The organism is Paracoccus fistulariae (assembly GCF_028553785.1).
Classification (GTDB): Bacteria; Pseudomonadota; Alphaproteobacteria; order Rhodobacterales; family Rhodobacteraceae; genus Paracoccus; species Paracoccus fistulariae.
This window is the reverse complement of record NZ_CP067136.1, coordinates 2,364,227-2,389,848: the sequence shown is the minus strand read 5'-3', so window position 1 is coordinate 2,389,848 and position 25,622 is coordinate 2,364,227. Positions and strand designations below refer to the sequence as shown.

Below are 25,622 nucleotides of genomic sequence, written 5' to 3'. Positions count from 1 at the left end.
GGCTGTGCAGGGATCAGGCAAAGAGGAAATCGTCGTGGCCCAGATCCTCCAGCGTGGCACCCCAGATAATGATAAGATCGCCGTCGCTGTCGGTGATCACGACCTCGAATTCGCGCTGCTGCATGTTTTCGACAAGCTGGTCGTAATCGCGATAGCCGCCAAATCCGGTCAGCTTGATGCGATCATCCTGGCCACGAAAGCCGAAATCAGTGATGTGATCTTCACCCGTGCGGCCCCTGCCGAAGACAAAGACATCCGCGCCCCCGCCACCGGTCAGCACATCGTCACCGCCCCGGCCATCGATCCGATCCCGACCGCTCAGGCCCGAAATGTCGTTATCCCGGGCGCTGCCGATCAGCACGTCGTGTTTCCGCGAGCCCTCGATATTCTCGATCGAGAGATAGCGGTCGCCGCGCGCGTCGCCGCCCCGACCCATCCCCGCGAAGAGATTGACGGTCACCTGACGACCTGACGCGGCATAGGACACCGTATCCGAACCGCCGCCACCACGCAGCAGATCGCCGCCCCGGTCGCCGATCAGCAGGTCGTCACCATTGCCGCCGATCAGCGTGTCGGCGCCGCCGCCACCGCGCAAGCTATCATCCCCTTTCAGGCCGATCAGCCGGTCAGCACCGCCGCGCCCGTGCAATTCATTATCGGCGACATTGCCGATGATCCTGTCGGCCGCCGCGCCACCAATCGCGTCCTCGATCAGCGCCCGCCGGTCATTGCGATACAGATAGGCGTTATAGACCATGCCATCGGCACTGCGCCCATTGCCCAGATCGGCATCCTGATCCGTGCCGAAATCCGACGCGCGACCGGCGCGCAGATCGACATTCAGCCGGGTCCGATAGGCCGACAGATCATAGGTATCGCGCCCGCCCCCATCCCAGATGGTCAGGAAGATCGTATTATCGCCGGGCGAGATCGCAACCTCTCCGTCGATGAGCGTGTCGCCGTTTCCGGGCCGCCATTCATAGACCGTATCGCCGGAATTGGTGCTGTAATCGGCGCCATAGATATGTTGCAGCGCCTTGATGTCCGAACGCATGTAAGTCTGCGGATAGTCGATCGAATTGTCCGAAAAGCTGTTGCCCGCGCCCGAATAGGCAGAATAGCTCATCACCGTGTTCGACATGTTCTGCAAGCGGAACGGCAGCTGGTCATCACCCTCATGCGGGTGCTTGATGCCGACGGCATGCCCGATCTCATGCATGGTGACGTACCAGGCCCGGTTGCCCGGTTCGAGATCGCGATTGAACCGGGGATTCAGCCAGACATCGCCCGAGCGTTGGGCATACAGGCCCAGCCAGCCATCGTAATCGTTATCGTTATGCGGTGCCCAGGAATAGCCGTAATACAGCAGATCATCCGTCTTCATGCCAGTATAGGCCAGCCGGATGGTTGCGTTGTCGGCAGGTCCGGGGCGGATCTGGGCCTGGGTCAGCCCCTCGATTGAGAAGCCTCCGGCGACGCCCTTATCCTCCAGGATGGTCAGGGCACCGCGCCTTGCGCTTTCGCTCAGCCGCGCGAAACCGTTGCCTTCGCTGGGAAGACCTTCTGCCTGGGGGTAAAAGCCATAGACGCCGAACGCTCTGGGGAAAGCATAGGTGATCGCATCGCCCCAGCTCTTTCTCTCCAAGATGCCGGCGATGGTGTTGGGGAGTGTCTGAAACTCTGTGTATCTGATGTGGCCCATGCGGTTTTCAGATACGTTCAGGCGTCGAAGCGCCCTGCGAACATTATGGCCAGCTGATTGCGGGCCGCAACCCATTCCCGGACCGCGCGGCCGCCCTTTTCGAAGTTGCGGATGGCGAGGAAGATCAGCTTCGTTGCGGCCTCCTCGGTTGGGAACGAGCCCTTGGTCTTCAGCGTTTTCCGCAGCACGCGGTTCAGCGATTCCACCGCATTCGTGGTGTAGATGATCTTCCGGATCGCCGCGCTGAAGGCGTAGAACGGGGTCACTTCCGCCCATGCCCGGCGCCAGGCCGGGGCGATGGATGGGTATTTCCCGGCCCATTTCTCCTCGAAGGCACCCAGTTGGCGGGCGGCCTGCTCAGCGGTGGGGGCCTCGTAAATCGGGCGCAGGTCGGCCGCCACGGCCTTGCGGTCCTTCCAGCTGCAGAAGTTCATCGAATGCCGGATCAGGTGAACGATGCAGGTCTGGACCGTGGTCTCGGGGAAGGCCGCAGTGATGGCCTCGGGGAAGCCCTTCAGCCCGTCCACGACCGCGATCAGGATGTCCTGAACGCCCCGGTTGCGCAGCTCATTCATCACCGACAGCCAGAACTTCGCGCCCTCGTTGTCGGCGATCCAGAGCCCCAGAACCTCGCGATCCCCTTCCCGGGTGACGCCCAAGGCGATGTAAACGGCCTTGTTTTTGACCATCCGGCTGTCAGCATCGCGGATCTTCACGCGCAGGGCATCGAAAATGACGATCGGATACATCCGGTCCAGCGCCCGGTGCTGCCACTCGCGGACCTCGTCCAGCACGGCATCCGTGACGCGGCTGATCAGGTCGGGCGAAACCCGCAGGCCGTAAAGATCTTCCAGGTGGGCCTGGATGTCCCGAACCGACAGCCCAGCAGCGTAAAGCCCGATGATCTTGTCATCCACCCCATCGATCCGGGTCTGGCCCTTCTTCACCAGCTCGGGCTCGAAGCTGCCCTCCCGGTCTCGCGGCACCGAAAGCGGCACCTCGCCGTCCGAGCCCTTCACCCTCTTCGTCGCGATCCCGTTCCGGCGGTTGGTCTGCTCAGCCGGCGGCTCCGCACCAGCCTCATAGCCCAGATGTGCCGTCAACTCGGCCCCGAGCATCCGCTCCATCAGCCGGATCTTCAGTTCCTTCATCAGTCCGGCGTCGCCCAGCAGATCCTCAGGCCGTTTGCAGCCTTTCAGCAGCTCGTCCAGCAGTTCGTTCGAAATCGTCATGGTCCTTGCTCCTCTCAGGAAGCATGGACCCAATCAGCCATCCACAGAAGACCGGACACTCTCTGGTGTTGTCATTCGAGTATTGCGTGTAGTTAATTGATTTTCCGACGCCGGACATATGGTTCTCTTAAATTATCGTCAACTCTGCTTACGGATTGCAGAGCATTCCCATCAATACAGATCAAGTAAATCATGCGGTGTCACGGCGTTTTCTGGCCTATTCTACAGGGATGCTGCAACGCGGTGACAGACGGACGGACTTGACTTGGCAGCGCGGGGCTTCTTTTCTGCCGCAGCCGCCAAAATCAGGAGCCCCCATGTCCCGCCAGTTCGATCAGGAAGTCGAAGCGCGTCTTGTCCGTTACGCCGCCATCGACAGTCAAAGCGACGCCTCTTCCGCCAGCTCGCCCAGTACCGAGATCCAGTTCGACATGCTGCGCCTGCTGCAAACCGAACTGACCGAAATGGGGGCCAGCGATGTGCAACTGACCGATTACGGCGTGGTGCTGGCCAGCATTCCGGGCACGGCGCCCGGCCCGACCGTAGGGCTGCTGGCCCATGTCGATACCGCGCCGCAATTCAACGCCACGGGCGTCAGGCCACGGGTGCTGCGCGGCTATAACGGCGGTGAGATCACCTTTCCCGACGATCCCGCGCTGGTGCTGTCGCCAGAGGAATTCCCCTATCTGGGCCGGAAGATCGGGCATGACATCATCACCGCCTCGGGGACGACATTGCTGGGGGCGGATGACAAGGCGGATGTGGCGATCATCATGACGGCGATCCGGCATCTGCTGGCCAATCCCGATCTGCCGCATCCCCCGATCCGTGTGGCATTTACCCCGGATGAAGAGATCGGCCGCGGCGTCGATCCGCGCCTGCCGCAGGATCTGGGCGCCGATTTCGCCTATACGTTCGATGGCGGCGCCGTGGGCGAGATCGAATATGAGAGCTTTTCGGCGGACGGGGCCGAGATCGTGATCCGGGGCGTCTCGATCCATCCCGGCTGGGCCAAGGGCAAGATGGTCAATGCGGTCACGCTGGCGGCGAAGGTGATCGCGATGCTGCCGCAATCCACCATGACGCCCGAAGTCACCGATGGCCGCGACGGCTTCATCCACGCCACCGAGATGCGCGGCGGCTCGACCGAGATGCGCATCAGCCTGATCCTGCGCGATTTCGAGATGGAGGGCCTGCAGCAGAAAGGCGATCTGCTGCAGAAGATCTGCGCCGCCGTTCAGGCATCCGAGCCGCGGGCCGAGATCACCTGCACCATCACCCCGCAATATCGCAATATGCGTTACTGGCTGGAAAAGGACATGACGCCGGTGGATCTGGCCTATCAGGCCTGCCGCAAGGCGGGGCTGGAGCCGGTTTCCGTTCCCATTCGCGGCGGCACCGACGGATCGCGCCTGACGGAAATGGGCGTGCCGACGCCGAACCTGTTCACCGGCATGCAGAACATCCACGGCCCGCTGGAATGGGTGTCGGTGCAGGACATGTCCAAGGCCACGGAATTCTGCGTCAACCTGATGGCGGCGGCGGTGAAATAGGCTGCGTCTGCCGCCCTGCGATACCGCGATTACTGGACATGGGGCGCGCATCGCCGTATCGCGTGGCCCATGCTGACCGTCGCCGCCCTTTATCATTTCACGCGATTCGCCGATCCCGAGGCCCTGCGCGGGCCGCTGGCCAAAACCGCCTGCGCCCATGGCGTGCGCGGCACGCTGCTGTTGGCGCCAGAAGGGATCAACGGGACAATCGCAGGCAGCCGCGCGGGCATTGATGCCGTGCTGGACCATATTCGCAGCCTGCCCGGCTGTGCGGATCTGGACTGGAAGGAAAGCACGGCGGACAGCATGCCCTTTGGCAAGATGAAGGTGCGGCTGAAACGGGAAATCGTCACCATGGGGCAACCCGACGTCGATCCCACAGCCTCGGTCGGGCACTACGTCGAGGCGCAGGACTGGAATGCACTGATCAGCGCCCCGGATGTGGCCGTCATCGACACCCGCAACGATTACGAGGTCGAGATCGGCAGCTTTGACGGCGCCATCGACCCCGGCACCCGCAGTTTCCGCGATTTCCCCGCCTGGTGGCAGGCAAACAAGCATCGCTTCCATAACAAGCGGATCGCGATGTTCTGCACCGGCGGAATCCGTTGCGAGAAATCGACCAATTACCTGCTGTCGCAAGGGGTCGAGGATGTCTTTCACCTGAAAGGCGGCATTCTGAAATATCTGGAAGAGGTGCCCGAGGCCGAGAGCAAATGGCAGGGTGAGTGCTTTGTCTTTGACAAGCGCGTCAGCCTTGGCCACGGGTTGACGCAAGGCACCCACGATCTGTGCCACGCCTGCCGTCGTCCGCTATCCGCCGCGGACAAGCAGCGCTCGGAATACGAAGAGGGTGTCTGCTGCCACCGCTGCGCCGATGAATATAGCGACGCGGACCGCGCCCGCTTCCGCGAGCGTCAGAAACAGGTCGAGCGCGGGCATCTGACATTGTAATCCGCCATCGTCGGGCTGTTTTCCGATCGCCGCGCAGCAGCCTCGTGCCGAGGTAAAATTCATGTTACCCTGCCCATAGCTGCAAGGGGCGCGACCGCCCCGGTCAGCTGTTTTGTATTCATGACGTCGGGGGTTAAAGATGACTATAGGACGATTTTCCGTAATCGCTGCCTTTTCGCTGATCGCGACGCAGGGACTGGCCGCGACCTATACGTTCGATGTGCAGGTTGTGGACAGCAGCGACCTGCCGGACCAGGGCTTCGTGCTGCCCGATCTGGGAACCACGGGCACCGTCAGCTTCATTCTGGATGCCGCCACGCTGGACGGCGATAACGATCCCAATACCGGCGTCAATATCGACCTGCCGCTGGATCCGATGCTTGCAAGTGCGTCGGCCTCTATCGGGACGGTAACGGCGGCGCTGGAATTGCCGACGGTGTTCGGCTTCAATGAGCGGGCCCGTTTCAGCAACGGCGAATTTTCCAGTCTGCCGGTCAGCATTGCCGGGCTGAACTGCAACAATCTGGGCTGCACATTTGCCGGCAATTTCAGCGTCCATGGTCCGGCAGGTTCCGGCACCCCGACCACATTTGCCGATGTCGATGCCTTTCTGAACAATCCGCTTTCGACCGTGTCCTTCAGCTTCAATGGCACCGCGCTTGGCGAATTTGTCAGCTTCCGCGCGGAATCCATTCCCATGTCGCCGGTGCCTCTGCCGACGACGGGTCTGCTGCTGCTGGGGGCATTGGGTGCTGGCGCGACCATCGCGCGCCGCCGCAAAAGCTGAAACGGCAGGCAGGGGCCGTCGCGGCCCCCGCCGCGCCAGGTATCACTTGACCTGACCCAGACCGCCGGCGGCGATGGCGGCCATGTTCAGGATGTCATTCACCGTCGAGGTGGTCGAACAGATCTGGATCGGTTGCGGCACGCCCGTCAGGATCGGGCCTATCACCGTCGCGCCCGCCATTTCCTGCAACAGCTTGACCGAGATCGAGGCCGAATGCCGCGCGGGCACGACCAGCACATTGGCCGGGCCGGTCAGGCGGCTGAACGGATAGCGTGCGGCCGAATCCATGTTCAGCGCGACATCCACGGTCATTTCGCCCTCATATTCGAAATCGACGCCGCGCCTGTCCAGAACCTTGGGCGCCTCGGCCATCTTGATCGCGCGCTCACTCAGCGGATAGCCGAAATTCGAGAAGGACAGGAAGGCCACGCGGGGCTCCAGCCCCAGACCACGGGCGACCTGCGCGCCGCGCATGGCGATATCGGCCAGATCCTCGGCCTCGGGCCATTCATGGACCAGCGTGTCGCCGATCAGCACGATCTTGCCCTTATGCAGCACGCTGGTGATGCCCACCGCGCCATCCTGCGGGCGCAGGTCGAAGACCTTGCCCATTTCCGACAGCACATGCGCGCTTTTGCGGGTCGCGCCGGTGACCAGACCGTCACCATGCCCATGCGCCAGCATCAGCGCGGCAAAGACATGGCGGTCGCGATTGGCCGAGCGTTCGGCGTCTTCGCGGTCCACGCCCTGACGCTGTAGGCGGGAATAGAGGAAATCGTGATATGCCTCCATATGCCGGGAATTGGCGGCGTTCACGACGTTCAATTCGCGCACGGCATCGGCCAGGCCCGCGGCCTCCAGCTTTTCCTTCACATCGCTTTCGCGGCCGATAACGATGGCCTGCCCCATGCCATTGCGCTGCCACGCGACGGCGGCGCGCAGGACGCGGGGATCGTCGCCTTCGGCAAAGATCATCCGGGCCTGTTTCTGACGGGCGCGGGCATGCATGCTGCGCAGAATGGCGGCCGTCGGATCCATCCGGTTGCGCAGGGTCTGGGTATAGGCGGCCATATCCTCGATGGGGCGGCGGGCCACGCCGGTTTCCATCCCGGCTTTGGCCACGGCGGGCGGCACGACATGGATCAGGCGCGGGTCAAAGGGCGTCGGGATGATATAGTCGCGGCCGAATTGCAGCTTGCGGCCATAGGCGGCGGCGACCTCATCGGGGACATCCTCGCGCGCAAGCTGGGCCAGCGCCTGGGCACAGGCGATCTTCATCTCGTCATTGATGGCGCGGGCATGGACGTCCAGCGCACCGCGGAACAGATAGGGGAAGCCCAGGACGTTATTGACCTGATTGGGATAGTCGCTGCGCCCGGTGGCGACGATGGCATCGGGGCGGACGGCATGGGCATCCTCGGGGGTGATTTCCGGGTCGGGATTGGCCATGGCGAAAATGACCGGATTATCGGCCATGCCCTCGACCATTTCCGGCGTGACCGCCCCCTTGGCCGAGACACCCAGAAACACATCCGCGCCCTTCATCGCCTCTTCCAGCGTCCGCAGGTCGGTCTGGATGGCATGGGCCGATTTCCACTGGTTCATGCCCTCGGTCCGGCCCTTGTAGATGACCCCCTTGGTGTCGCACATGATGCAGTTTTCGTGCTGCGCGCCCATGGATTTCAGCAGTTCAAGGCAGGCAATGCCCGCCGCGCCTGCCCCGTTCAGGACGATCTTCACATCCTCGATCTTCTTGCCCGACAGTTCCAGCGCATTGATCAGGCCGGCAGCGCAAATCACGGCGGTTCCGTGCTGATCGTCATGGAACACCGGGATATCCATGATCTCTTTCAGGCGCTGCTCGATGATGAAACATTCCGGCGCCTTGATGTCTTCCAGATTGATCCCGCCAAAGGTCGGACCCATCAGCCGGACGGCATTGATGAACTCGTCCGCATCTTCGGTGTCCAGCTCGATATCGATGGCATTCACGTCGGCAAAGCGCTTGAACAGAACCGCCTTGCCCTCCATCACCGGTTTCGAGGCCAGCGCCCCCAGATTGCCCAGACCCAGAATCGCCGTGCCATTGCTGATCACGGCGACCATATTGCCCTTGGTGGTATAGTCATAGGCGGTTTCGGGCAGGTCCGCGATGACCTGCACCGGCACGGCCACGCCCGGCGAATAGGCCAGCGACAGATCGCGCTGCGTCGTCATCGGGGTCGAGGCGACAATGTCGTATTTCCCCGGACGCGGCTCTTTGTGATAGGCAAGTGCCTCTTCCGCTGTGATGCGTGTGCCGCGGCGCGATTTGTCTTTCATGAAAATCCCCTCCCCTCATGACCTGACGACATGATTAACCCGCAGTGGCGGGAAGCCTCAACGGGGCTGGATGAATATAATGTCGTTCGGAACGGTAAAGAGTGCGTGGGATCGGCGTCGCACCTGCGGGATGCGCCGGGCAGCGTGCCGCCCGGCGCAGGCGTCCTCAGATAACCTCGCGGCGTTCGCCCTGCAGCCCTTTGACCAGCGCCCAGGTGGCCGCCAGCAGCACCAGCGTGAAGGGGAACCCGGTCGAGACGGCCATGGCCTGCAGCGCCGCCAGACCACCGCCCAGCAGCAGCGCAATCGCCAGCAGTCCCGAGAAAGAGGCCCACAGCACGCGCTGCGGCGTCGGGGCGTTCAGCTTGCCCCCGGCGGCGATCGTGTCCACCACCAGCGACCCGGAATCGGCCGAGGTGATGAAGAACACCATCACCAGGATGATCCCGATCAAAGAGCTGATTTCGGTTAGCGGCAGTTGCGACAGCATCTCGAACAGCTTCAGTTCCAGATCGGCATTCAGCACGCCGCTGAAGCCATCGGCCACCTGCGACAATGCGGTGCCGCCGAATGTCGTGAACCAGACAAGGCAGACGACCGAGGGCACGATCAGCACGGTCAGAATGAACTCGCGTACCGAACGACCGCGCGAGACGCGGGCGATGAACATGCCGACGAAGGGTGACCAGCTGATCCACCAGGCCCAGTAGAAGGCGGTCCAGCCCTGACGGTAGTTGTCATCGGTACGGCCGAAGGGGTTCGACAGCGGGATGAAGTCGCGGGCATAGGCCGCGGCGCTTTCCCAGATGCCGGTCAGGATGGCCAGCGTGGGGCCCGCGAACAGCACGAACAGCAGCAGGGCGAAGGCCATGACCATATTGAATTCGGACAGCCGCTTCACGCCGTTATCCATCCCGGCCACGACCGAGATCGTGGCAACGAAGGTGATCGCGACGATCAGCAGGATCTTGGTCGTCATCCCGGCGGGAATCCCGAACAGAAAGCCCAGGCCGGCGGTCGCCTGTTCCGCGCCATAGCCCAAAGAGGTGGCAAGCCCGAAGATGGTCGCGATGATGGCCAGAATGTCGATGACATGGCCGGGCCAGCCCCAGATGCGTTCCCCCAGCAGCGGGTAGAAGACCGAGCGCATCGTCATCGGCAGGCCCTTGTTATAGGCAAAGATCGCCAGCGACAGCGCCACCAGCGCATACATCGCCCAGGGGTGCAGCGCCCAGTGATACAGCGTGGCCGCCATGGCCAGTTGCCGCGCCTCGGCCGGGTTGCCCTCGGCCCCGCCCAGCGGCGCCCAGTCGGTGCGCAGGCCGTTTTCCATCGTGATCCCGCCAATGGCGCTTTCATAATGGCTCATCGGTTCAGAAACGCCATAGAATACCAGGCCGATCCCCATGCCCGCCGCGAACAGCATCGCCAGCCATGAGGCACGGGAATAATCCGGCGTTGCGTCGGGGCCGCCAATGCGGATGCTGCCCAGCGGTGAAATCGCCAGCGCCAGGGCGACGAGCACGAAAACATCGCCCGACAGCAGGAAGAACCAATCCAGCTTGGCCGTCAGGTAATTCCGCATCCCGGTAAATACCGGTTCAAGCTGGGTCTGAAAGGTCAGCGTGGCGATGGTGAAAATAATGATGGTAAGCGACGAGACCAGAAAGACCGGCTTGTGAACGTCGAAATCGAATGTCACCGAATGACTGATATTATGCTGGCCAATCTCATAATCGGTTTCGATAACCTCGGTCGGGCCTTCGGGCGAAGGCATCACGTCTTCGGTTGCGGTGTCTTCCAGAACTTCATCGTCCGGGGACGCAGATATTACGCCTGCCGGATCGGCAAGATTTGTCATGGTGATCCTTTTGCGCTTTTCGGGATTAATTTGCGACGCGGGCGGTTATTCGCGGCGTCGTGTTATTTGAAGGCTGGGCTTCTAACGGAATATTCCCGCAAAGGCCAGCGTTAGCGCAAAAATCAAACTGTTCAGTTTGTTATAGTGAAATTCGCTGCGTTTCAAAATCAGGATTTATTGCGGCAGAATTGCAAATGGGACGGCCGCGAATATCTTCGCGGCCATATCCCGGATTATGCATCGCGACGCTTGCGCCGGATCGCCAATGCGCCCACACCCGCAAGCAGCATCCAGCCCGCAGCAGGCAGCGGCACGGGCGCCGGTGCGCGTTCGGTAATGGTCCATGCCGTGGGATTGAACACCTCCAGCAGCAGCGCGTCCGTGTTCAAGTCTGCAACCGCAAGCGCTAAGCTGACCTGTGGTTGCAGGGAGAACAGGATGCCGCCGCCACGCTCCTCGTCATTGCAGCCGGGCCCATAGGCAACGCAGAGATCCATGGACGCACCGCTCAGCGTCACATAGCCGGGTGTCGTATTGGTCTCTCCGACAGAGACGACAGACGTGTACAGCGGCCCTGTCAGCGCCTCGCCCCCGATAGAGGCAGAGGTCACAGAAGAGACGATGATCGTATCAAGATCATCCTGCAGCGTCCCTTCCATCGTTCCCGCGACCGCAACATCAGGCGCTTCAAATCCCTTGTTGAAGATGTAAACCCAGTCATACACCGCCGCAGATGCGGATGTTGCCGCGCCTGCCAGCGTCAGCATCGCACCAAGTAGAATTGCCTTCATGGCATCAATCTCCCAAATCAGAATGGCTCGCAGGGATGCTAGCAGAGGAATTCCGTTTGTGGAAATTAAATCAGGGACTTCGGGCAAGCCATCGGTCGCGGCCCCTAGATCGTCACCTTCACAAAACTGTCGCGCAGCGCGGCAGACCAGGCGGCGCTCATCTCCATGAAATCGGGATCGCCTTCCAGAATCCGGCGCTGTGCGGTGACGGTGCAGGCGTCTTTTTCGACAATCGTCAGATCCAGCGGCATCCCCACGGACAGGTTTGACCGCAGCGTCGAATCCATCGACAGCAGCACCGCCTTCTGCGCATCCGCCAGGGACGTCGCGGGCGAAACCACGCGGTCCAGAATCGGCTTGCCGTATTTGTGCTCGCCGATCTGCAGATAGGGGGTGTCATCGGTGGCTTCGATGAAATTGCCCTCGGGATAGATCAGGAACATCCGCATGTCCCCGCCCTTGCGCTGACCGGCCACGATCATGCTGGCCGAGGCCTGCTGGCTGAAATCCTGCATCTGTCCGATGATCTCGCGCCGCGTCGCCGACAGGGTATGGCCGATGATCGTCGCCACCCGCAGCATGGTCGGGGCCTTCATGATCGAGGTCGCCTCATCCGCCATGTCGTCATGGATCGCCTCATCCAGACGCGCCAGCGTGGTCTGCGTCACCGACAGGGATCCGGCGGTCATGATCGCGATCACACGCTCGCCCGGTTCCTCGAAGATGAACATCTTGCGATAGGTGGCGATATTGTCCAGCCCGGCATTGGTGCGCGTATCCGACAGCAACACCAGGCCCGCATTCAATTTCAATCCGACACAATAGGTCATTACGATCCCGTCAAAAACTGCGCGCTGTTTACGCAAGCGATTGCGATATCGCAATTGATGCTTTCGGGCAGGGGTCATCCGCGGGCCCGTTGCGGCAAATCTGTCGCAGGCATCGGGATCGGGACTCGCATTCCGTGGCCGTCGCGCGCATGATCCCCCCGAAACGGTCAGGGAGGTGACGATGGCCCATCTGTTCTCGATCAGCCGCCGGGGTATCCTGCAGGCGGGCGCCGCCGGTCTGGGTCTGGCCGTGCTGCATCCCTTCGCGGCGCGGGCGCAATCCGGTCAGGCGCATCTGCGGATCATGGAAACCACTGACCTGCATGTGCATCTGTGGCCCTATGATTATTACGCCGACAAGCCGGTCGATACGGTCGGGCTGGCGCGCACCGCCGCGCTGATCCAGGCCGTCAGGGATGAGGCCGGGAATTCGATCCTGCTGGACAATGGCGATTTCCTGCAGGGCAACCCGATGGGCGATTACATCGCCTATGAACGTGGCATGGCAAAGGGCCAGATGCATCCGGTCATCATCGCCATGAACACGGTCGGCGTCGAGGGCGGTACGCTCGGCAACCATGAATTCAACTACGGGCTGGAATTTCTGCACAATACGCTGTCAGGGGCGGACTTCCCGCTGGTCTGCGCCAATGTCGCCACGGCCGAAGGCGACAGCCCGGATCAGGACCAGACCCTGATCCCGCCCTATCAGATCATCGAACGCAATCTGGCCGACGGTGCCGGACAGGTCCATCCGATCCGCATCGGCATCATCGGCTTTGTGCCGCCCCAGATCACGCAATGGGACCGCAAGCATATGGAGGGCAAGGCCACCGCCCGCGATATTGTCGCTGCGGCGCAGGCCTGGGTGCCGAAGCTGCGGGCCGAGGGCGTGGATCTGGTCATTGCGCTTTGCCATTCAGGCATCGGCGCGGCTGTGCATGAGCCCGGCATGGAAAACGCCGCCATTCCGCTGGCCGGGGTCGAGGGGATCGACGTCATCCTGACCGGCCATTCGCATCTGGTCTTTCCCGGCCCGGATTATGACGGGACCGAGGGCGTGGATAACGCCACCGGCACGATTGGCGGCAAGCCCGGGGTGATGGCCGGGTTCTGGGGCTCTCACATGGGGCTGGTCGATCTGCTGCTGGAGCGGCGGGGGGATGGCTGGGCCATCCTCAGCCATCAGTCCGAGGCGCGTCCGATCTATGAACGTGATGCGGATCGCAATGTCACGCCGCTGGTCGACAGCGTCGCGGCGGTCGCGGACAGCGTGGCCCCCGAACATCAGGCGACGCTGGATTACATCCGCCGTCCGGTGGGCAAAACCGCAGCCCCTCTTTACAGCTATTTCGCGCTGATCGCCGATGATCCCTCGGTCCAGATCGTCTCGAACGCGCAGACTTGGTACATTGCCCAGATGATGCAGGGCACGGCGCATGAGGGTCTGCCGATCCTGTCGGCGGCGGCGCCCTTCAAGGCGGGCGGTCGCGGCGGGCCGGATTATTACACCGATGTCCCGGCGGGCGATATCGCCATCAAGAATGTCGCCGATCTCTATCTATATCCCAACACGATCCGCGCGGTGAAGGTCACCGGCGCAGAGGTCAAGGATTGGCTGGAACGCAGCGCCGGCGCCTTCAACCAGATCACGCCGGGCAAGGCCGATCAGATGCTGCTGAACCCGGATTTCCCCAGCTATAATTTCGACGTGATCGACGGCGTGACCTATCGCATCGACCTGTCGCAACCGGCGAAATTCGACAGGGACGGCGCGGTCGCGGCCCCCGAGGCCAATCGCATCGTCGATCTGAAATATGACGGGCAGCCTCTGGATCCGGCGGCAGAGTTCATCGTCGCCACGAATAATTATCGCGCCGAGGGTGGCGGCTCCTTCCCGGGCAATGATGGCAGCACCATCGTCTTTGAGGGGCCGGACACGAATCGCGACGTGATCGTTCGCTATATCGTCGAACAGGGCGTGATCGACCCCAAGGCCGATGGCAACTGGTCCTTCCAGCCGCTGGATGGCGCGACCGTGCTGTTTGACAGCGGCCCCGCCGGCGCCGGCTATCTGGAAGATATCAAGGGCGCGCGGGTCGAGGCGGCGGGCGATGGCGAAAACGGCTTTGCCCGCTATCGCCTGTATCTGTAGCGGGCAGACCGACGAAACGGCCTGATACCGCGTCATAAAAGGCCACCGATGGGCGCGCCTGCATCAAGGCGCCGTCCGGCTCATACTCTCTTTCGGCCAGCTGCGATCAGGCTGGCCGATCGGGGCGATGACGGCGTGTCTTTCCCCTTTGTACAAATATCCAATCCTACACCGGCCCGTCGCGCAACAATGGCAATTCAGGAATCTCACGGGCGACCATGCTCAGATGACCTGCCGCCAGCCGTTCCGTGGCCCACATACAAAGCGCCCCCTGCGATGCACGAAAGCCGCCCATCGCAGGGCACCGTTTCATGTCTGCGACTGGCTTTGCGACTGGAACTTCTCAACCTCTTCTACCCGCACGGCCACGTCCAGCTCTTCCGCGCCCTGCCCGGCGGCAACGCCGCGAATGGGCGCCGCGTCCGAGGCATCGAGGCCGGATCCCAACCGGACATAGCGCTCATCCGGGCAGCAGCGGTTCGCGGCATCGAAGCCGACCCAGCCAAGCCCCTCGACATGGATCTCGGCCCAGGCATGGGCGGCATCATGGGACTGACCATCCGCCGTGCTGTGAAGATAGCCCGAGACATAGCGCGCAGGCAGGCCGCGCAGACGGGCCAGCGTGATCAGCACATGCGCATGGTCCTGACAGACGCCCTGACCCAGTTTCAGCGCATCCGCCGCCGTTGTCGCGGTTTCGGTCACGCCGGGCATATAGGCGATCCGGTCGGCGACCTGCGCCGACAACTGATGCGACAGATCCAGCGCATCGCGATGTTCGGTCACGCTGCCGGCGGCCTCGCGCAGGGCCTCATCCGGCGTCGTCGCAGCCGTGTCGCGCAGATAGGCCAGCGGATTGATCACCTCGCGGTAACCGCGCAGAACGCCTGCGGTGTCACGGGTCTCGACCTTGCCTGAAATCGCGATGACGACCTCGGTCGCGGGGCCGCGGATGGTCCAGCCCTCGATCCAGTCGCCCGCACCGTCGCGAAAGCCCGGCCCCTTGATGCCATCCGATACGTCGATCTTCCAGTCATGCGTCTTTTGCCCTTCGAAAACCGAAGGCGTCAGCCGCAGGCTTTGCACGATATTCCGGATCGGGTGGTCATAGCGATAGACGGTTTGATGCGTCACCTCCAGTTTCATCGCTCACGCCCCTCCCAGCAGGTAATCTTCATGGACCAGTGTCGAAATCGCACCGATTTCGCCAATGAACCATGACAGGAATTCATGCAGACCTTCGTCGAAGATCATGTCGATATCGCGGGCCTGTAGGGCGGCCAGCGTCTCGCGCGCCTTGTCGCGGGCGGTCGAGGAGACGCCATCCCCATAGCGGCGCGACAGCCCCTCAAGGTTCCAGACCGCCTCGTAAAGCGAGGTCAGCAGCGAGCGCGGGCTTTCCCCGTTCAGGATCAGGAAATCCGCGACACGGCCTGCGGTAATATCGCCGCCATAGGCCCAGTGATAGGCCCGATGCGCCGACAGCGCCCGCAGGATCACCTGCCACTGATAGGTATCCAGCCCCGATCCGACAAATTCGATCCGGGGCAGCAGCACGTAATATTTCACGTCCAGCAACCGGGCCGTCGCATCCGCGCGTTCCAGCCCATAGCCCAGATTCATGAAATGCCAGCCGTCATTGCGCAATTGCGTCGCATTGATCGCCCCGCGCACGGTGGATGTGGCGGATGTTGTAAAATCGGTCAGCGCGGCGGCATCCAGCTTGGACCGCTGGCGCCGCTCCATCTTGCGCAGCTCCTGATAGGCCAGGTTCAGCGCGTCCCAGACCTGGCTGGTCAGCGCGGTGCGCACGATCCGGCCGCTTTCACGGGCCTTTTCCAGACAGGCGGCGACCGAAGACGGGTTGTCGCGATCGAAGAAGATGAATTCCTGAATATTCTCTTCGGTACTGTCGCCGTATTTCTGGGCGAAAAGGTCTGTTGTCCCCGCCGCCTGCAGCAGCGAGTTCCATTCGTTCTGATAGCCTGTTTCGGTATTGGGCATCAGCGTGATCCGCTGACCGACATCCAGCAGCCGGGCTGCGGTATCGGCGCGTTCCAGGTGGCGGCCCATCCAGAAGAGGTTTGCGGCGGTACGGCTTAGCATCTCTGTCCCCTCCTTATTCCGACAGGACCCAGGTGTCCTTGACGCCACCGCCTTGCGACGAGTTGACGACAAGGCTGCCCTCTTTCAGCGCCACGCGGGTCAGACCGCCCGGCACCAGTTCGATCCTGTCTCCGCACAGGCAGAAGGGTCGCAGGTCCACATGGCGCGGGGCGATGCCTTCGTCCACGAAGGTCGGCGTGGTGGACAGGGCCAGCGTCGGCTGGGCGATATAATTGCCCGGATTGGCCTCGATCTTCTTGCGGAAGACCTCGATCTCCTCCTTGGTCGATTTCGGCCCCACCAGCATGCCGTAACCGCCCGAACCATGGACCTCTTTCACCACCAGATCGGGAAGATTGGCCATGACATGCTTGTAGTCGTCCTCTTTCCACAGGGTCCAGGTCTGCACATTCTTCAGGATCGGTTCTTCACCCAGATAGAAGCGCACCATGTCGGGCACGAAGGTGTAGATCGCCTTGTCATCGGCCACGCCCGCACCCGGTGCCGAACAGATCGACACCCCGCCCGAGCGATAGACATCCATCAGCCCCGGCACGCCCAGCATCGAGTCGGGGCGGAAGCACAGCGGATCAAGATAGGGATCGTCGATCCGGCGATAGATCACATCGACGCGCTTTGGCCCCTGCGTCGTGCGCATATAGACAAATTCGCCATCGACAAACAGATCCTGTCCCTCGACCAGTTCCACGCCCATCAGATTGGCCAGGAAGCTGTGTTCATAATAGGCGCTGTTGAAATGGCCCGGCGTCAGGATCACGCAGGTCGGGCGTTCCTTGCATTTCGGCGGCGCCACGGATTCCAGCGTCCGGCGCAGCAGTTCCGGATATTGGTCCACCGGTTCGATCCGGTTCTGGCGGAACAGCTGCGGGAACATGCGCATCATGATTTCCCGGTTTTCCAGCATATAGCTGACACCCGAGGGCGTGCGGCAGTTATCCTCCAGCACGAAAAACTCGTCCTTGCCGGTACGGACAAGGTCGATGCCGATGATATGGCTATAGACGCCGCGCGGCGGGACGACGCCGACGACGGCCTTCTCATAGGCCTCGTTCTGATAGACCAGCCGGCCGGGGATGCGGCCCGCGCGGATGATCTCACCTCGGCCATAAACGTCGCGCAGAAAGGCGTTCAGCGCCCGCGCCCGCTGCTTGATGCCGCGTTCAAGCCTGCGCCATTCGTTCTGATCGAAAACCCGTGGCATCATGTCGAAGGGGATCAGCCGGTCGGGATCGCCGCCCTCGCCATAAACCGCAAAGGTAATACCGATTCGCCGGAACAGATCCTCGGCCTCGGCCTGTTTCATCTGCCGGAAGTCGGCCGGCATTGTCTCGACCCATTCACTCAGGCGCGCATAAGGCTCTCGCACCTTCGTTCCGGAATACATCTCATTATAATAGTCCATAATCCCCCCAGGAAGGACGGTACCGCGCAATCACATCTGCCCAAGAATTGAGGGGAGAGTGCGGGAAGTCCACAGAGGAAGCGCAGGAAATCGGCGGAATCGCGGGATTTTTCACCGCGATTTACAACCCGGGGAAAGCGTTTCGATATGCGCTGCCCGAAAATTAGGCAGCAATTTGACGGGCGGGTGCCGCATCGGTTCTTGCCGGATGGGCAGAATGATCGGATGATTTTGGGGCCGGTTACGAAGCAGAAACTATTTGCTGTTAGCCAAGGCAGGCGAGAACGAAACTTGGGATGACATAATGCAACTGATCGTGGCGGATGACGGGCCCTACCTGATCGTGACGGTGCAGGAACCGCGCATCGACGCGGCCATTGCGACGGGGTTCAAGGACAAGCTGCGGGGGATCGTGCTTCAGGCGCGAAAGCCGGTCCGGCTGGACATGCGCAGCGTCGATTTCATGGACAGCTCGGGTCTGGGTGCCATGATCGCGGTGCGCAAGGCACTGCCCGCCAGCCTGCCGATCGTGCTGGATGCGGTGACCCCGAATGTCGAACGGGTCTTCCGCCTGACGCGGATGGACAGCGTGTTCGAAATCCGCGCCCGCGCTATCGGAGAACGGGATTGATGCCCCCCCGCGACTGGCAGAATGCCGGGCTGGACGGCTGCCCGTCCATACCAACGCAAAAGATGTTCCATCGCGTGCTTTGCGCCGATCCCGCGGTGGTGCGCCAGACGCTGATGGATATCCGCGATCGTTTTCGCGACGATGTCAGCCTGGACACGCTTGGCCGCCTGGAACTGGTCCTGGCCGAGGTGATGAACAACATCACAGAACATGCGGGCGTGCTGCATCTGCGCGATCCGGGCCATCCCAAACCCTCGATCCATCTCAGCATCGTGCGCCATCCGGCGGGGCTGGCCTGCGGCATTACCGATGACGGGCCGCTGCTGCCTGCCGAATGTCTGCAGCCCCGCAACCTGCCCGGTGGCACCTATCCCGACCTGGAAGAGGGGGGATTCGGCTGGTTCCTGATCCAGGATCTGACACAATCGCTGTGCTATTACCGCGAAGGCGGCCGGAATTTTCTGGATTTCAGCGTGCCTTTCGCCGCCTCGTAAGGCGCCGCGATCAGTTCAGATGGACCGCCAGCGGATAGCGCCCATCCTCGAAATCGCCGAACATCTCGAAGACATCGGGATGATCCAGTGGCTCACCCGAGCTGTCCAGTTCAAGATTCTGCTCTGACACATAGGCCACGTAATAGGTCGCCTCGGTCTCGGCATAGAGATGATAGAAGGGCTGATCCCGGGCCGGGCGAGAATCCTCGGGGATGGAATCATACCATTCCTCTGTATTCGCGAATTCAGGATCCACGTCGAAAATCACCCCCCGGAAGGGCCGGTTGCGATGCCGCACGACCTGTCCGAGGTTGTATTTCGCGATGCGGTTCTGACCTTGCATGACGCTTCCACAGAAAGACATGGCCCCGTGGGCCGGAATTGCCGCGTTCTAATCCTGTTGACCGATTCTGTCCACCGGATCACAGGTTGCCAGATTTTGCCGCCTTGAACCGCGCTACTCGGCGACCTGCGGTGTGGCCGCTTGCCCCGGCGTGTAAAGCGGCACGGTGGACATCGCCATCTTGGCCGACCCTTGGGTGATCTCATTGGCATGGGCCAGATAGATCAGCACCTGATTCTGCTCATCATAGATCCGCTTGACCCGCAGCGATTTGAAGATCAGCGACCGCCCCTCGCTGAACACATCCTCGCCGCCCTTGCCGCGCTCGATATCGCCCAGCGTGATGGGTCCGGTCTGCGAACATTCGATGGCGCTGTTCGAAGGATCCTCGAACCAGTTTCCATTGCTCAGCCGGTCAATCACCGAGCGGTCGAAATAGGCCAGATGGCAGGTCACGCCGCTGACCTTGGGATCCTGAATCGCCTCGACGACGATATCGTTGCCGACCCAGTCGACGCCGACCTCGCCAACCTCTTCGGCCGTGGCAAGAAAGGGCAGCGCGGCCAGCACCGCAACATAAGACAAAAGACGCATCACATCACTCCGGTTGCAGGGGCACGCGCCCCTCTTCGGTCAGAAGATGGGCGCGGTTCTGGTCAATGACAACCGCGCAAAGCGGCCGACCATAGCCCGCGCCGCCATCGATATTCAGACGGTTGCCATGGTGATGCGCCGTTTCCAGCGCCGTATGGCCATGCACGACCAACGGTCCGAAATCGTCGCGACTTTCCAGAAACCCCTTGCGGATCCACAGCAGATCATCCTCGGCCTGATCGCGCAGACCGACGCCGGGCCGGACCCCGGCATGGACGAACAGCGCCAGCGGGTGCAGGTAATAAAGCGGCAGAGAGGACAGAAATCTCGCGTGATCTTCGGGCACCGCAGCCCGCGCCTGCGCCCAGACCTCATCACGCGGCTGATCGCTGTCGACCCCGTAAGAGGCCAGCGTCGCCACCGCGCCCAGCCCGGGATGGTCCAACCAATGCGCCCCACCGCTGAGCATCGGGTCAATCCAGTCCTTATCGCTTAGAAATTTAGGCAGAAAGCGATCATGATTTCCCCGGACAACGATCCAGGGCCGCCCCTCGGCCTGGCCCGTCATCAGATAGTCCACGACACCGCGCGACTCGGGCCCGCGATCCATCAGATCGCCGACATGGACGATCGGCGCATCGGGCCCGCCATCCTTCCGGATCCGCTGATGCGCGGCCTGCAACTGGTCCAGATGTCCGTGAATATCGCCAATGGCATAGATCGACATGCCGCCCCCGGTAAAAAGCCTTGCGTCACACAGTTGAGCCCAGCCTGTCTGGCCGGGATCGCTGGTCATGGCAAGGCGGGAAAGCCTATCCGCTGCCAGCATGAAAAATCCCGGCCGCGCGGGCCGGGATCATGGTCGTCACATAACCGCCTGCTCAGATCTCGAATTGCAGACGCCGGGCCTGCAGGAACTTGCCGGTTTTCTGCAGCGCGGCCAGGGCTTGATCGCTGATCGCCTCATCCAGATACAGGATCGCGATGGCGTCATTGCCCGCCGTCTCGCGACCCAGGGTGAAGTTCGCGATATTGACGCCCAGATCGCCAAGCGTCGAACCCAGGGCACCGATCACCCCCGGCACGTCCTTGTTGCGGGTATAGAGCATATGCGCGCCAACCTCGGCATCGATATTGATCCCGCGGATCTGGATGAAACGCGGCTTCCCATCGCTGAAGACAGTCCCCGCGATCGAACGTTCGCGCTTCTCGGTCACCACCGTCAGCTTGATATACCCCTCGAAGACGCCGGCCTTGTCCTGCTTGGTGGTCGACAGCTGGATGCCGCGATCCTTCGCAATGACCGGGGCCGAGACCATGTTCACATCCGGGTTCGTGGCCTTCATCACCCCGGCAATGACCGAGGCATTCAGCGCGTTCAGGTTCATCTCGGAAACGACGCCGTCGTAAAGGATGTTGATCGCCTTGATCGGCTCATCCGTAGCCTGCCCGACAAAGGCACCCAGATGGCTGGCCAGCTTGATCCAGGGCCCCATGATGGCGGCCTCTTCGGCCGTGACCGAGGGCATGTTCAGCGCGTTCTGCACCGCGCCGGTCAGCAGGTAATCCGACATCTGCTCGGCCACCTGCAGGGCGACATTCTCCTGCGCCTCGCTGGTCGAGGCGCCCAGATGCGGCGTCACCACCACATTCGGCAGATTGAACAGCGGACTTTCCGTCGCAGGCTCGACTGCAAAGACGTCAAAGGCGGCCCCGGCCACGCGCCCGACCTTCAGCGCTTCGGCCAGCGCCTCTTCATCGACGAGACCGCCACGGGCACAGTTGATGATCCGCACGCCGGGCTTCAGCTTGGCAATCGCCTCGCGCGACAGAATATTGCGGGTCTTGTCGGTCAGCGGCACATGGAAGGTGATGAAATCGGATTTGCCCAGCAGCTCGTCCAGTTCGACCTTCTTCACGCCGATCTCGGCCGCGTGCTCCTCCGACAGGAAGGGATCATAGGCCAGCACCTTCATATGCAGCCCAAGCGCCCGGTCGATGACGATCGAGCCGATATTCCCCGCACCGATCACGCCCAGCGTCTTGTTGAACAGCTCCACCCCCATGAAGCGGCTCTTCTCCCACTTCCCGGCATGGGTGCTGACGCTGGCTTCGGGCAATTGCCGCGCCACGGCAAACATCATCGCAATCGCATGCTCGGCGGTGGTGATCGAATTGCCAAAGGGCGTGTTCATCACGATCACCCCCTTTTTCGAGGCGGCGGGAATATCGACATTGTCGACGCCGATCCCGGCGCGGCCAATCACCTTCAGATTCGCGGCCTCCGCCAGCAGCTTCTCCGTCACCTTGGTGGCAGAGCGGATGGCCAGCCCGTCATATTGACCGATCACCTCGGCCAGCTTTTCCTTGTCTTTTCCCAGATCGGGCAGGTAATCCACCTCGACACCGCGGTCGCGGAAAATCTGAACGGCGGTTTCCGACAGCTTGTCGGACACAAGAACCTTCGGCATGTCACTTATCCTTCATACGCCGCGCCCGGGCATTGGCCTCTCAGGCGCATTTTCTTCTTTGACTGAAATATCCCGGGGGGTGCGGGGGGCTGGCCCCCCGCCGTCGCGGGACGCATATTCACTGCGCAGCCAGCTCCGCGCGATAGGCATATTCGATCCAGGGCATCAGCGCCGCCACATCGGATGTCTCTACCGTGGATCCGCACCAGATCCGCAGACCGGGTGGGGCATCGCGATAGGCCCCGGCATCCAGCGCCACGTCCTCTTTCTCCAGCCGCTTGGCCACCGCCTTGGCAAATGCCGCGCCGTCCCTGATCGCCGGATCGGTGAATTTCAGACAGACCGAGGTGTTCGAACCCGTCGCCGGATCCTCGGCCAGATCGGCGATCCAGTCCTTGTCGGCAATAAAATCACGCACCGCGGCCGCATTGGCATCGGCCCGCGCGATCAGCGCCTTGCGCCCGCCAATCGACTGCGCCCATTTCAGCGCCGCCAGATAATCCTCGACCGCCAGCATCGAGGGCGTGTTGATCGTCTCGCCCCGGAAAATGCCCTCAATCAGCTTGCCGCCCTTGGTCAGGCGGAAAATCTTGGGCAGGGGACGGTCGGGCGTATAGGTTTCCAGCCGCTCAACCGCGCGGGGTGACAGGATCAGCATGCCATGCGCGGCTTCGCCGCCCAGAACCTTCTGCCAGCTGAAGGTCACCACATCCAGCTTGTCCCAGGGCAATTCCATGGCAAAGGCCGCGCTGGTCGCATCGCAGATGGTCAGGCCGTCGCGATCCGCCGGGATTGCATCGCCATTCGGCACGCGCACGCCGCTGGTGGTGCCGTTCCAGGTAAAGACCACATCTCGGTCGAAATCGACCCGCGCCAGATCCACGATCTTGCCGTAATCGGCCTTGCGCACCGTGGCATCCAGCTTCAGCTGCTTGACCGCATCCGTGACCCAGCCTTCGCCAAAGCTTTCCCAGGCCAGCATCTCGACCGGGCGCTGGCCCAGCATGGTCCACATCGCCATCTCGACCGCGCCCGTATCCGAGGCGGGAACGATACCGATGCGGTAATCTGCGGGAATGCCCAGAACCTCGCGCGTCAGGTCGATCGCCTCGGCCAGTTTCGCCTTGCCGATGGCCGCACGATGCGAACGGCCCAGCGGGGCATCCGACAGCAGGTCCAGATTATATTGGGGGAATTTGGCGCAAGGGCCCGAGGAGAAGCGCGGATTGACCGGTCGCGCAGCCGGAGCGTTGATGCTCATAGTCTTAGCCTTCCAGCTATAAAGCGCCGCGTTGGGGCGGCGTGTCCCACGGATGGCGATATACCCATGCCACGACTCCTGCAAGATATTTTTGCGACGGGGTTGCGGCGCGCGCCGATCCTTGCCCTGCCGAAAGGCGCACGATCTGGCCAGCCGCCCCGCTTCGCGCTATGTGGCGGCAACCCCTATTCGCCGAGGTAGCCATGTTCACCGTCACCATCCTTGCCGCGCCGACACGCGCCGATCTGCCCCCTACCTTGGTCGAGGGGCTGCGCAATGACTGGGGCGGCAGCCCGGTCAACTGGTTGAAGGACAGCGTCGCTGCCGAATTCGACCTGACCGCCGAGCCTGCCGATTTCTGGCAGATCTGGGCGCGTTTGAAGGATCAGGGCTTCGATCTGGCCATTCAGCCTTCGGACGGCCGACGCAAGACGATCCTGCTGGCCGATATGGATTCGACCATGATCCAGCAGGAATGCATCGATGAACTGGCCGAGGTCGCGGGCGTCGGTGCCCATGTCGCGAACATTACCGCGCGCGCGATGAATGGCGAGCTGGACTTCAATGAGGCGCTGATCGCGCGGGTCGGCCTGCTGAAAGGGCTGGACGATACGGTGGCGCGGCAGGTGCTGGACAGCCGCATCACCCTGACGCCGGGCGGGCGCGAGTTGATCGCAACCATGCGCGCCAATGGCGGCTATGCGATGCTGGTGTCTGGCGGCTTCACGGTCTTTACCGGCCCGGTTTCGCAGATGCTGGGTTTTGACGAAAACCGCGCCAATGTCCTGCTGTCCGAAAACGGCCTTCTGACCGGAGAGGTCGCGATGCCGATTCTGGGGCGCGAAGCCAAGGTGCAGGCGCTGCTGGACGTGACCGCGCGGCGCGGCGTGACCCCCAAAGAGGTGATGGCCGTGGGCGATGGTGCGAATGATCTGGGCATGCTGCAACTGGCCGGATCGGGCGTCGCGCTGCACGCCAAGCCCTCGGTCGCGGCGCAGGTGCCGCTACGGATCAACCATGGCGATCTGACGGCGCTGTTGTATCTGCAAGGCTACGCGGCGCGCGATTTCGTCACGGGCTGATCGCCAGCACCGTCTCGGCGGCGGGGCGCGCCACCGCCCGGGCCGCGCCAGTCCCGGCCCAGAAGGCGCCATAGCCGTGCTGACCCTTGGCGCTGGCCGCCGCGTGCAGCGCCTTGCCCGCATCATAGGTCAGCGGATAATCCGGTGCGTCTTCATCCGGTATTGCGGTAAAGCGGTTCACCAGACAGCGCGCCGGACGCCCCGAAATCGCGCGTGTCATCTGCGTCTGCCCGCTGGCCATTGCGGCGCGATGGGCGGGCGGCGTGGCCGCCTCGGGTGACAGCAGAAAGGCGGTGCCGGATTGCACCGCAACGGCGCCCGCATCGATGGCGGCCTGTGCATCGCGCCTGTCCATGATCGCCCCGGCCGCGATCACCGGCAGGCCGATGGGTTGCAAGGCGCGGACAAGATCAAGCGTGTCGGCCCGCGTATCGGGCGCGGACGGATCAAAGATCCCGCGATGCCCGCCCGCCTGCCAGCCCTGCGCGACGATCAGATCGAAGCCCGCCGCCTTGATCCGCTGCGCTTCCTGTGTCGAGGTTGCCGTCGCCCACAGCATACAGCCCGCCGCCTTCAGGGCCGCGATCTGCGCGGGCTCCGGCAGTCCGAAATGACAGCTGACGACAGCCGGTTTTTCGGTGACCAGCATCCGCAGCATCTCATCATCGACGCGGAAGGTTTGATAGATCTCGCGCAACTCGGTGGGCGGCCGGGCATCGAATTGGGCAAATTCCGGGGTCAGTTTGCGCAGCCACGCGGCCTCTGTCGTGGCATCGCGCCGGGCGGGCCGATGGCAGAACAGGTTGACGCCGAAATCTTTCCGCGTGCCCTGCCGCACCGCCTGAATGGTCTGTGCCGTGCGCACCGCATCGATCGCCCCGGCGGCGACAAAGCCAAGGCCGCCCGCCTCGCAGACCGCCACGGCCAATGCGGCGGTCGAGCTGCCCGCCATGGGGGCCTGAACCACCCGATGCGTCAATTCCGGTAACATCCGCGTCCCCCTTGGCCAAGCCCGCTTTCTGGATAGCGC

Annotated in this window: 22 protein-coding genes; 7 read left to right on the top strand and 15 right to left on the bottom strand. The window is 62.4% G+C overall.

The annotated features are described in order from the left end of the window. Nucleotides 1-13 precede the first annotated feature (13 nt). On the bottom strand, nucleotides 14-1,702 hold the full coding sequence (locus JHX87_RS11815; protein WP_271883890.1) for a M10 family metallopeptidase: 1,689 nt from the start codon (nucleotides 1,700-1,702) through the stop codon (nucleotides 14-16). A 17-nt stretch (nucleotides 1,703-1,719) separates the two neighbouring features. Then, a complete protein-coding gene (locus tag JHX87_RS11810) occupies nucleotides 1,720-2,934 on the bottom strand; it encodes an IS256 family transposase (protein WP_272833674.1) in 1,215 nt (404 codons plus the stop codon). 317 nt (nucleotides 2,935-3,251) lie between these two features. On the opposite strand from JHX87_RS11810, the gene pepT reads away from it, so the two are divergent. The 3 genes from pepT (at nucleotide 3,252) to JHX87_RS11795 (ending at nucleotide 6,228) form a co-directional block, all read left to right on the top strand. Beyond that, nucleotides 3,252-4,487, top strand: a complete 1,236-nt coding sequence (pepT, locus tag JHX87_RS11805) for a peptidase T (protein ID WP_271886565.1) — start codon at nucleotides 3,252-3,254, stop codon at nucleotides 4,485-4,487. Between the two features lie 69 nt (nucleotides 4,488-4,556). Further along, a complete protein-coding gene (trhO, locus tag JHX87_RS11800) occupies nucleotides 4,557-5,441 on the top strand; it encodes an oxygen-dependent tRNA uridine(34) hydroxylase TrhO (protein ID WP_271886566.1) in 885 nt (294 codons plus the stop codon). Between the two features lie 139 nt (nucleotides 5,442-5,580). Continuing rightward, nucleotides 5,581-6,228: a hypothetical protein gene (locus tag JHX87_RS11795; protein WP_271886567.1), complete on the top strand. Its 648-nt coding sequence runs from the start codon at nucleotides 5,581-5,583 to the stop codon at nucleotides 6,226-6,228. A 42-nt stretch (nucleotides 6,229-6,270) separates the two neighbouring features. On the opposite strand, the gene JHX87_RS11790 is transcribed toward JHX87_RS11795, so the two are convergent. The 4 genes from JHX87_RS11790 to JHX87_RS11775 all read right to left on the bottom strand — a co-directional run bounded on the left by JHX87_RS11790 (nucleotide 6,271) and on the right by JHX87_RS11775 (nucleotide 12,032). Next, nucleotides 6,271-8,550 carry an NADP-dependent malic enzyme gene (locus JHX87_RS11790; RefSeq protein ID WP_271886568.1) on the bottom strand — a complete coding sequence of 760 codons (2,280 nt, stop codon included), beginning with the start codon at nucleotides 8,548-8,550 and terminating at the stop codon, nucleotides 6,271-6,273. Nucleotides 8,551-8,716: 166 nt separating this feature from the next. After that, nucleotides 8,717-10,327 carry a BCCT family transporter gene (locus tag JHX87_RS11785; RefSeq protein WP_271886653.1) on the bottom strand — a complete coding sequence of 537 codons (1,611 nt, stop codon included), beginning with the start codon at nucleotides 10,325-10,327 and terminating at the stop codon, nucleotides 8,717-8,719. Between the two features lie 317 nt (nucleotides 10,328-10,644). Next, nucleotides 10,645-11,178 (bottom strand): VPLPA-CTERM sorting domain-containing protein, encoded by a 534-nt coding sequence (locus JHX87_RS11780; protein WP_272833681.1) that lies wholly within the window; start codon nucleotides 11,176-11,178, stop codon nucleotides 10,645-10,647. Between the two features lie 128 nt (nucleotides 11,179-11,306). Beyond that, nucleotides 11,307-12,032: a proteasome-type protease gene (locus JHX87_RS11775; RefSeq protein WP_271886570.1), complete on the bottom strand. Its 726-nt coding sequence runs from the start codon at nucleotides 12,030-12,032 to the stop codon at nucleotides 11,307-11,309. 181 nt (nucleotides 12,033-12,213) lie between these two features. Here JHX87_RS11775 and JHX87_RS11770 point away from each other — a divergent pair, with 181 nt between their 5' ends. Further along, entirely contained in the window at nucleotides 12,214-14,187 is a 1,974-nt protein-coding gene (locus tag JHX87_RS11770) for a bifunctional 2',3'-cyclic-nucleotide 2'-phosphodiesterase/3'-nucleotidase (protein ID WP_271886571.1), read from the top strand. Between the two features lie 309 nt (nucleotides 14,188-14,496). On the opposite strand, the gene JHX87_RS11765 is transcribed toward JHX87_RS11770, so the two are convergent. Genes JHX87_RS11765 through JHX87_RS11755 form a run of 3 tightly spaced genes read right to left on the bottom strand, consistent with a single transcriptional unit; the run spans nucleotide 14,497 to nucleotide 17,716 of the window. Beyond that, nucleotides 14,497-15,333, bottom strand: a complete 837-nt coding sequence (locus JHX87_RS11765) for a transglutaminase family protein (protein WP_271886572.1) — start codon at nucleotides 15,331-15,333, stop codon at nucleotides 14,497-14,499. Nucleotides 15,334-15,336: 3 nt separating this feature from the next. Then, complete coding sequence (locus JHX87_RS11760; protein WP_271886573.1) at nucleotides 15,337-16,293, bottom strand: alpha-E domain-containing protein; 957 nt, start codon at nucleotides 16,291-16,293, stop codon at nucleotides 15,337-15,339. A 13-nt stretch (nucleotides 16,294-16,306) separates the two neighbouring features. Continuing rightward, the gene (locus JHX87_RS11755) at nucleotides 16,307-17,716 is read right to left on the bottom strand and encodes a circularly permuted type 2 ATP-grasp protein (RefSeq protein WP_271886574.1); all 1,410 of its coding nucleotides are present in this window, start codon (nucleotides 17,714-17,716) and stop codon (nucleotides 16,307-16,309) included. A gap of 304 nt (nucleotides 17,717-18,020) precedes the next feature. Between JHX87_RS11755 and JHX87_RS11750 the strand changes: the two genes are divergently transcribed. Together JHX87_RS11750 and JHX87_RS11745 are read left to right on the top strand one after the other, a co-directional pair. After that, nucleotides 18,021-18,347 carry an STAS domain-containing protein gene (locus tag JHX87_RS11750; protein ID WP_271886575.1) on the top strand — a complete coding sequence of 109 codons (327 nt, stop codon included), beginning with the start codon at nucleotides 18,021-18,023 and terminating at the stop codon, nucleotides 18,345-18,347. Next, the gene (locus tag JHX87_RS11745; protein WP_271886576.1) at nucleotides 18,347-18,841 is read left to right on the top strand and encodes an ATP-binding protein; all 495 of its coding nucleotides are present in this window, start codon (nucleotides 18,347-18,349) and stop codon (nucleotides 18,839-18,841) included. Before JHX87_RS11750 ends, JHX87_RS11745 begins: the two co-directional genes overlap by 1 nt. Nucleotides 18,842-18,851: 10 nt before the next feature. Here JHX87_RS11745 and hspQ read toward each other — a convergent pair whose 3' ends face one another. The 5 genes from hspQ to JHX87_RS11720 all read right to left on the bottom strand — a co-directional run bounded on the left by hspQ (nucleotide 18,852) and on the right by JHX87_RS11720 (nucleotide 23,510). Continuing rightward, entirely contained in the window at nucleotides 18,852-19,184 is a 333-nt protein-coding gene (gene hspQ, locus JHX87_RS11740) for a heat shock protein HspQ (RefSeq protein WP_271886577.1), read from the bottom strand. Nucleotides 19,185-19,298: 114 nt separating this feature from the next. Next, nucleotides 19,299-19,778 carry a CreA family protein gene (locus tag JHX87_RS11735; protein ID WP_271886578.1) on the bottom strand — a complete coding sequence of 160 codons (480 nt, stop codon included), beginning with the start codon at nucleotides 19,776-19,778 and terminating at the stop codon, nucleotides 19,299-19,301. Between the two features lie 4 nt (nucleotides 19,779-19,782). Next, complete coding sequence (locus tag JHX87_RS11730) at nucleotides 19,783-20,505, bottom strand: metallophosphoesterase (RefSeq protein WP_271886654.1); 723 nt, start codon at nucleotides 20,503-20,505, stop codon at nucleotides 19,783-19,785. Nucleotides 20,506-20,659: 154 nt separating this feature from the next. Continuing rightward, entirely contained in the window at nucleotides 20,660-22,249 is a 1,590-nt protein-coding gene (gene serA / locus JHX87_RS11725; RefSeq protein ID WP_271886579.1) for a phosphoglycerate dehydrogenase, read from the bottom strand. A 118-nt stretch (nucleotides 22,250-22,367) separates the two neighbouring features. After that, the gene (locus JHX87_RS11720; protein ID WP_271886580.1) at nucleotides 22,368-23,510 is read right to left on the bottom strand and encodes a phosphoserine transaminase; all 1,143 of its coding nucleotides are present in this window, start codon (nucleotides 23,508-23,510) and stop codon (nucleotides 22,368-22,370) included. 203 nt (nucleotides 23,511-23,713) lie between these two features. On the opposite strand from JHX87_RS11720, the gene serB reads away from it, so the two are divergent. Continuing rightward, nucleotides 23,714-24,592 carry a phosphoserine phosphatase SerB gene (gene serB, locus JHX87_RS11715; RefSeq protein ID WP_271886581.1) on the top strand — a complete coding sequence of 293 codons (879 nt, stop codon included), beginning with the start codon at nucleotides 23,714-23,716 and terminating at the stop codon, nucleotides 24,590-24,592. Here the strand turns inward: serB and JHX87_RS11710 are convergent. Further along, complete coding sequence (locus JHX87_RS11710; protein ID WP_271886582.1) at nucleotides 24,582-25,583, bottom strand: NAD(P)H-dependent flavin oxidoreductase; 1,002 nt, start codon at nucleotides 25,581-25,583, stop codon at nucleotides 24,582-24,584. The two genes, serB and JHX87_RS11710, sit on opposite strands and share 11 nt — an antisense overlap. Nucleotides 25,584-25,622: the final 39 nt, after the last annotated feature.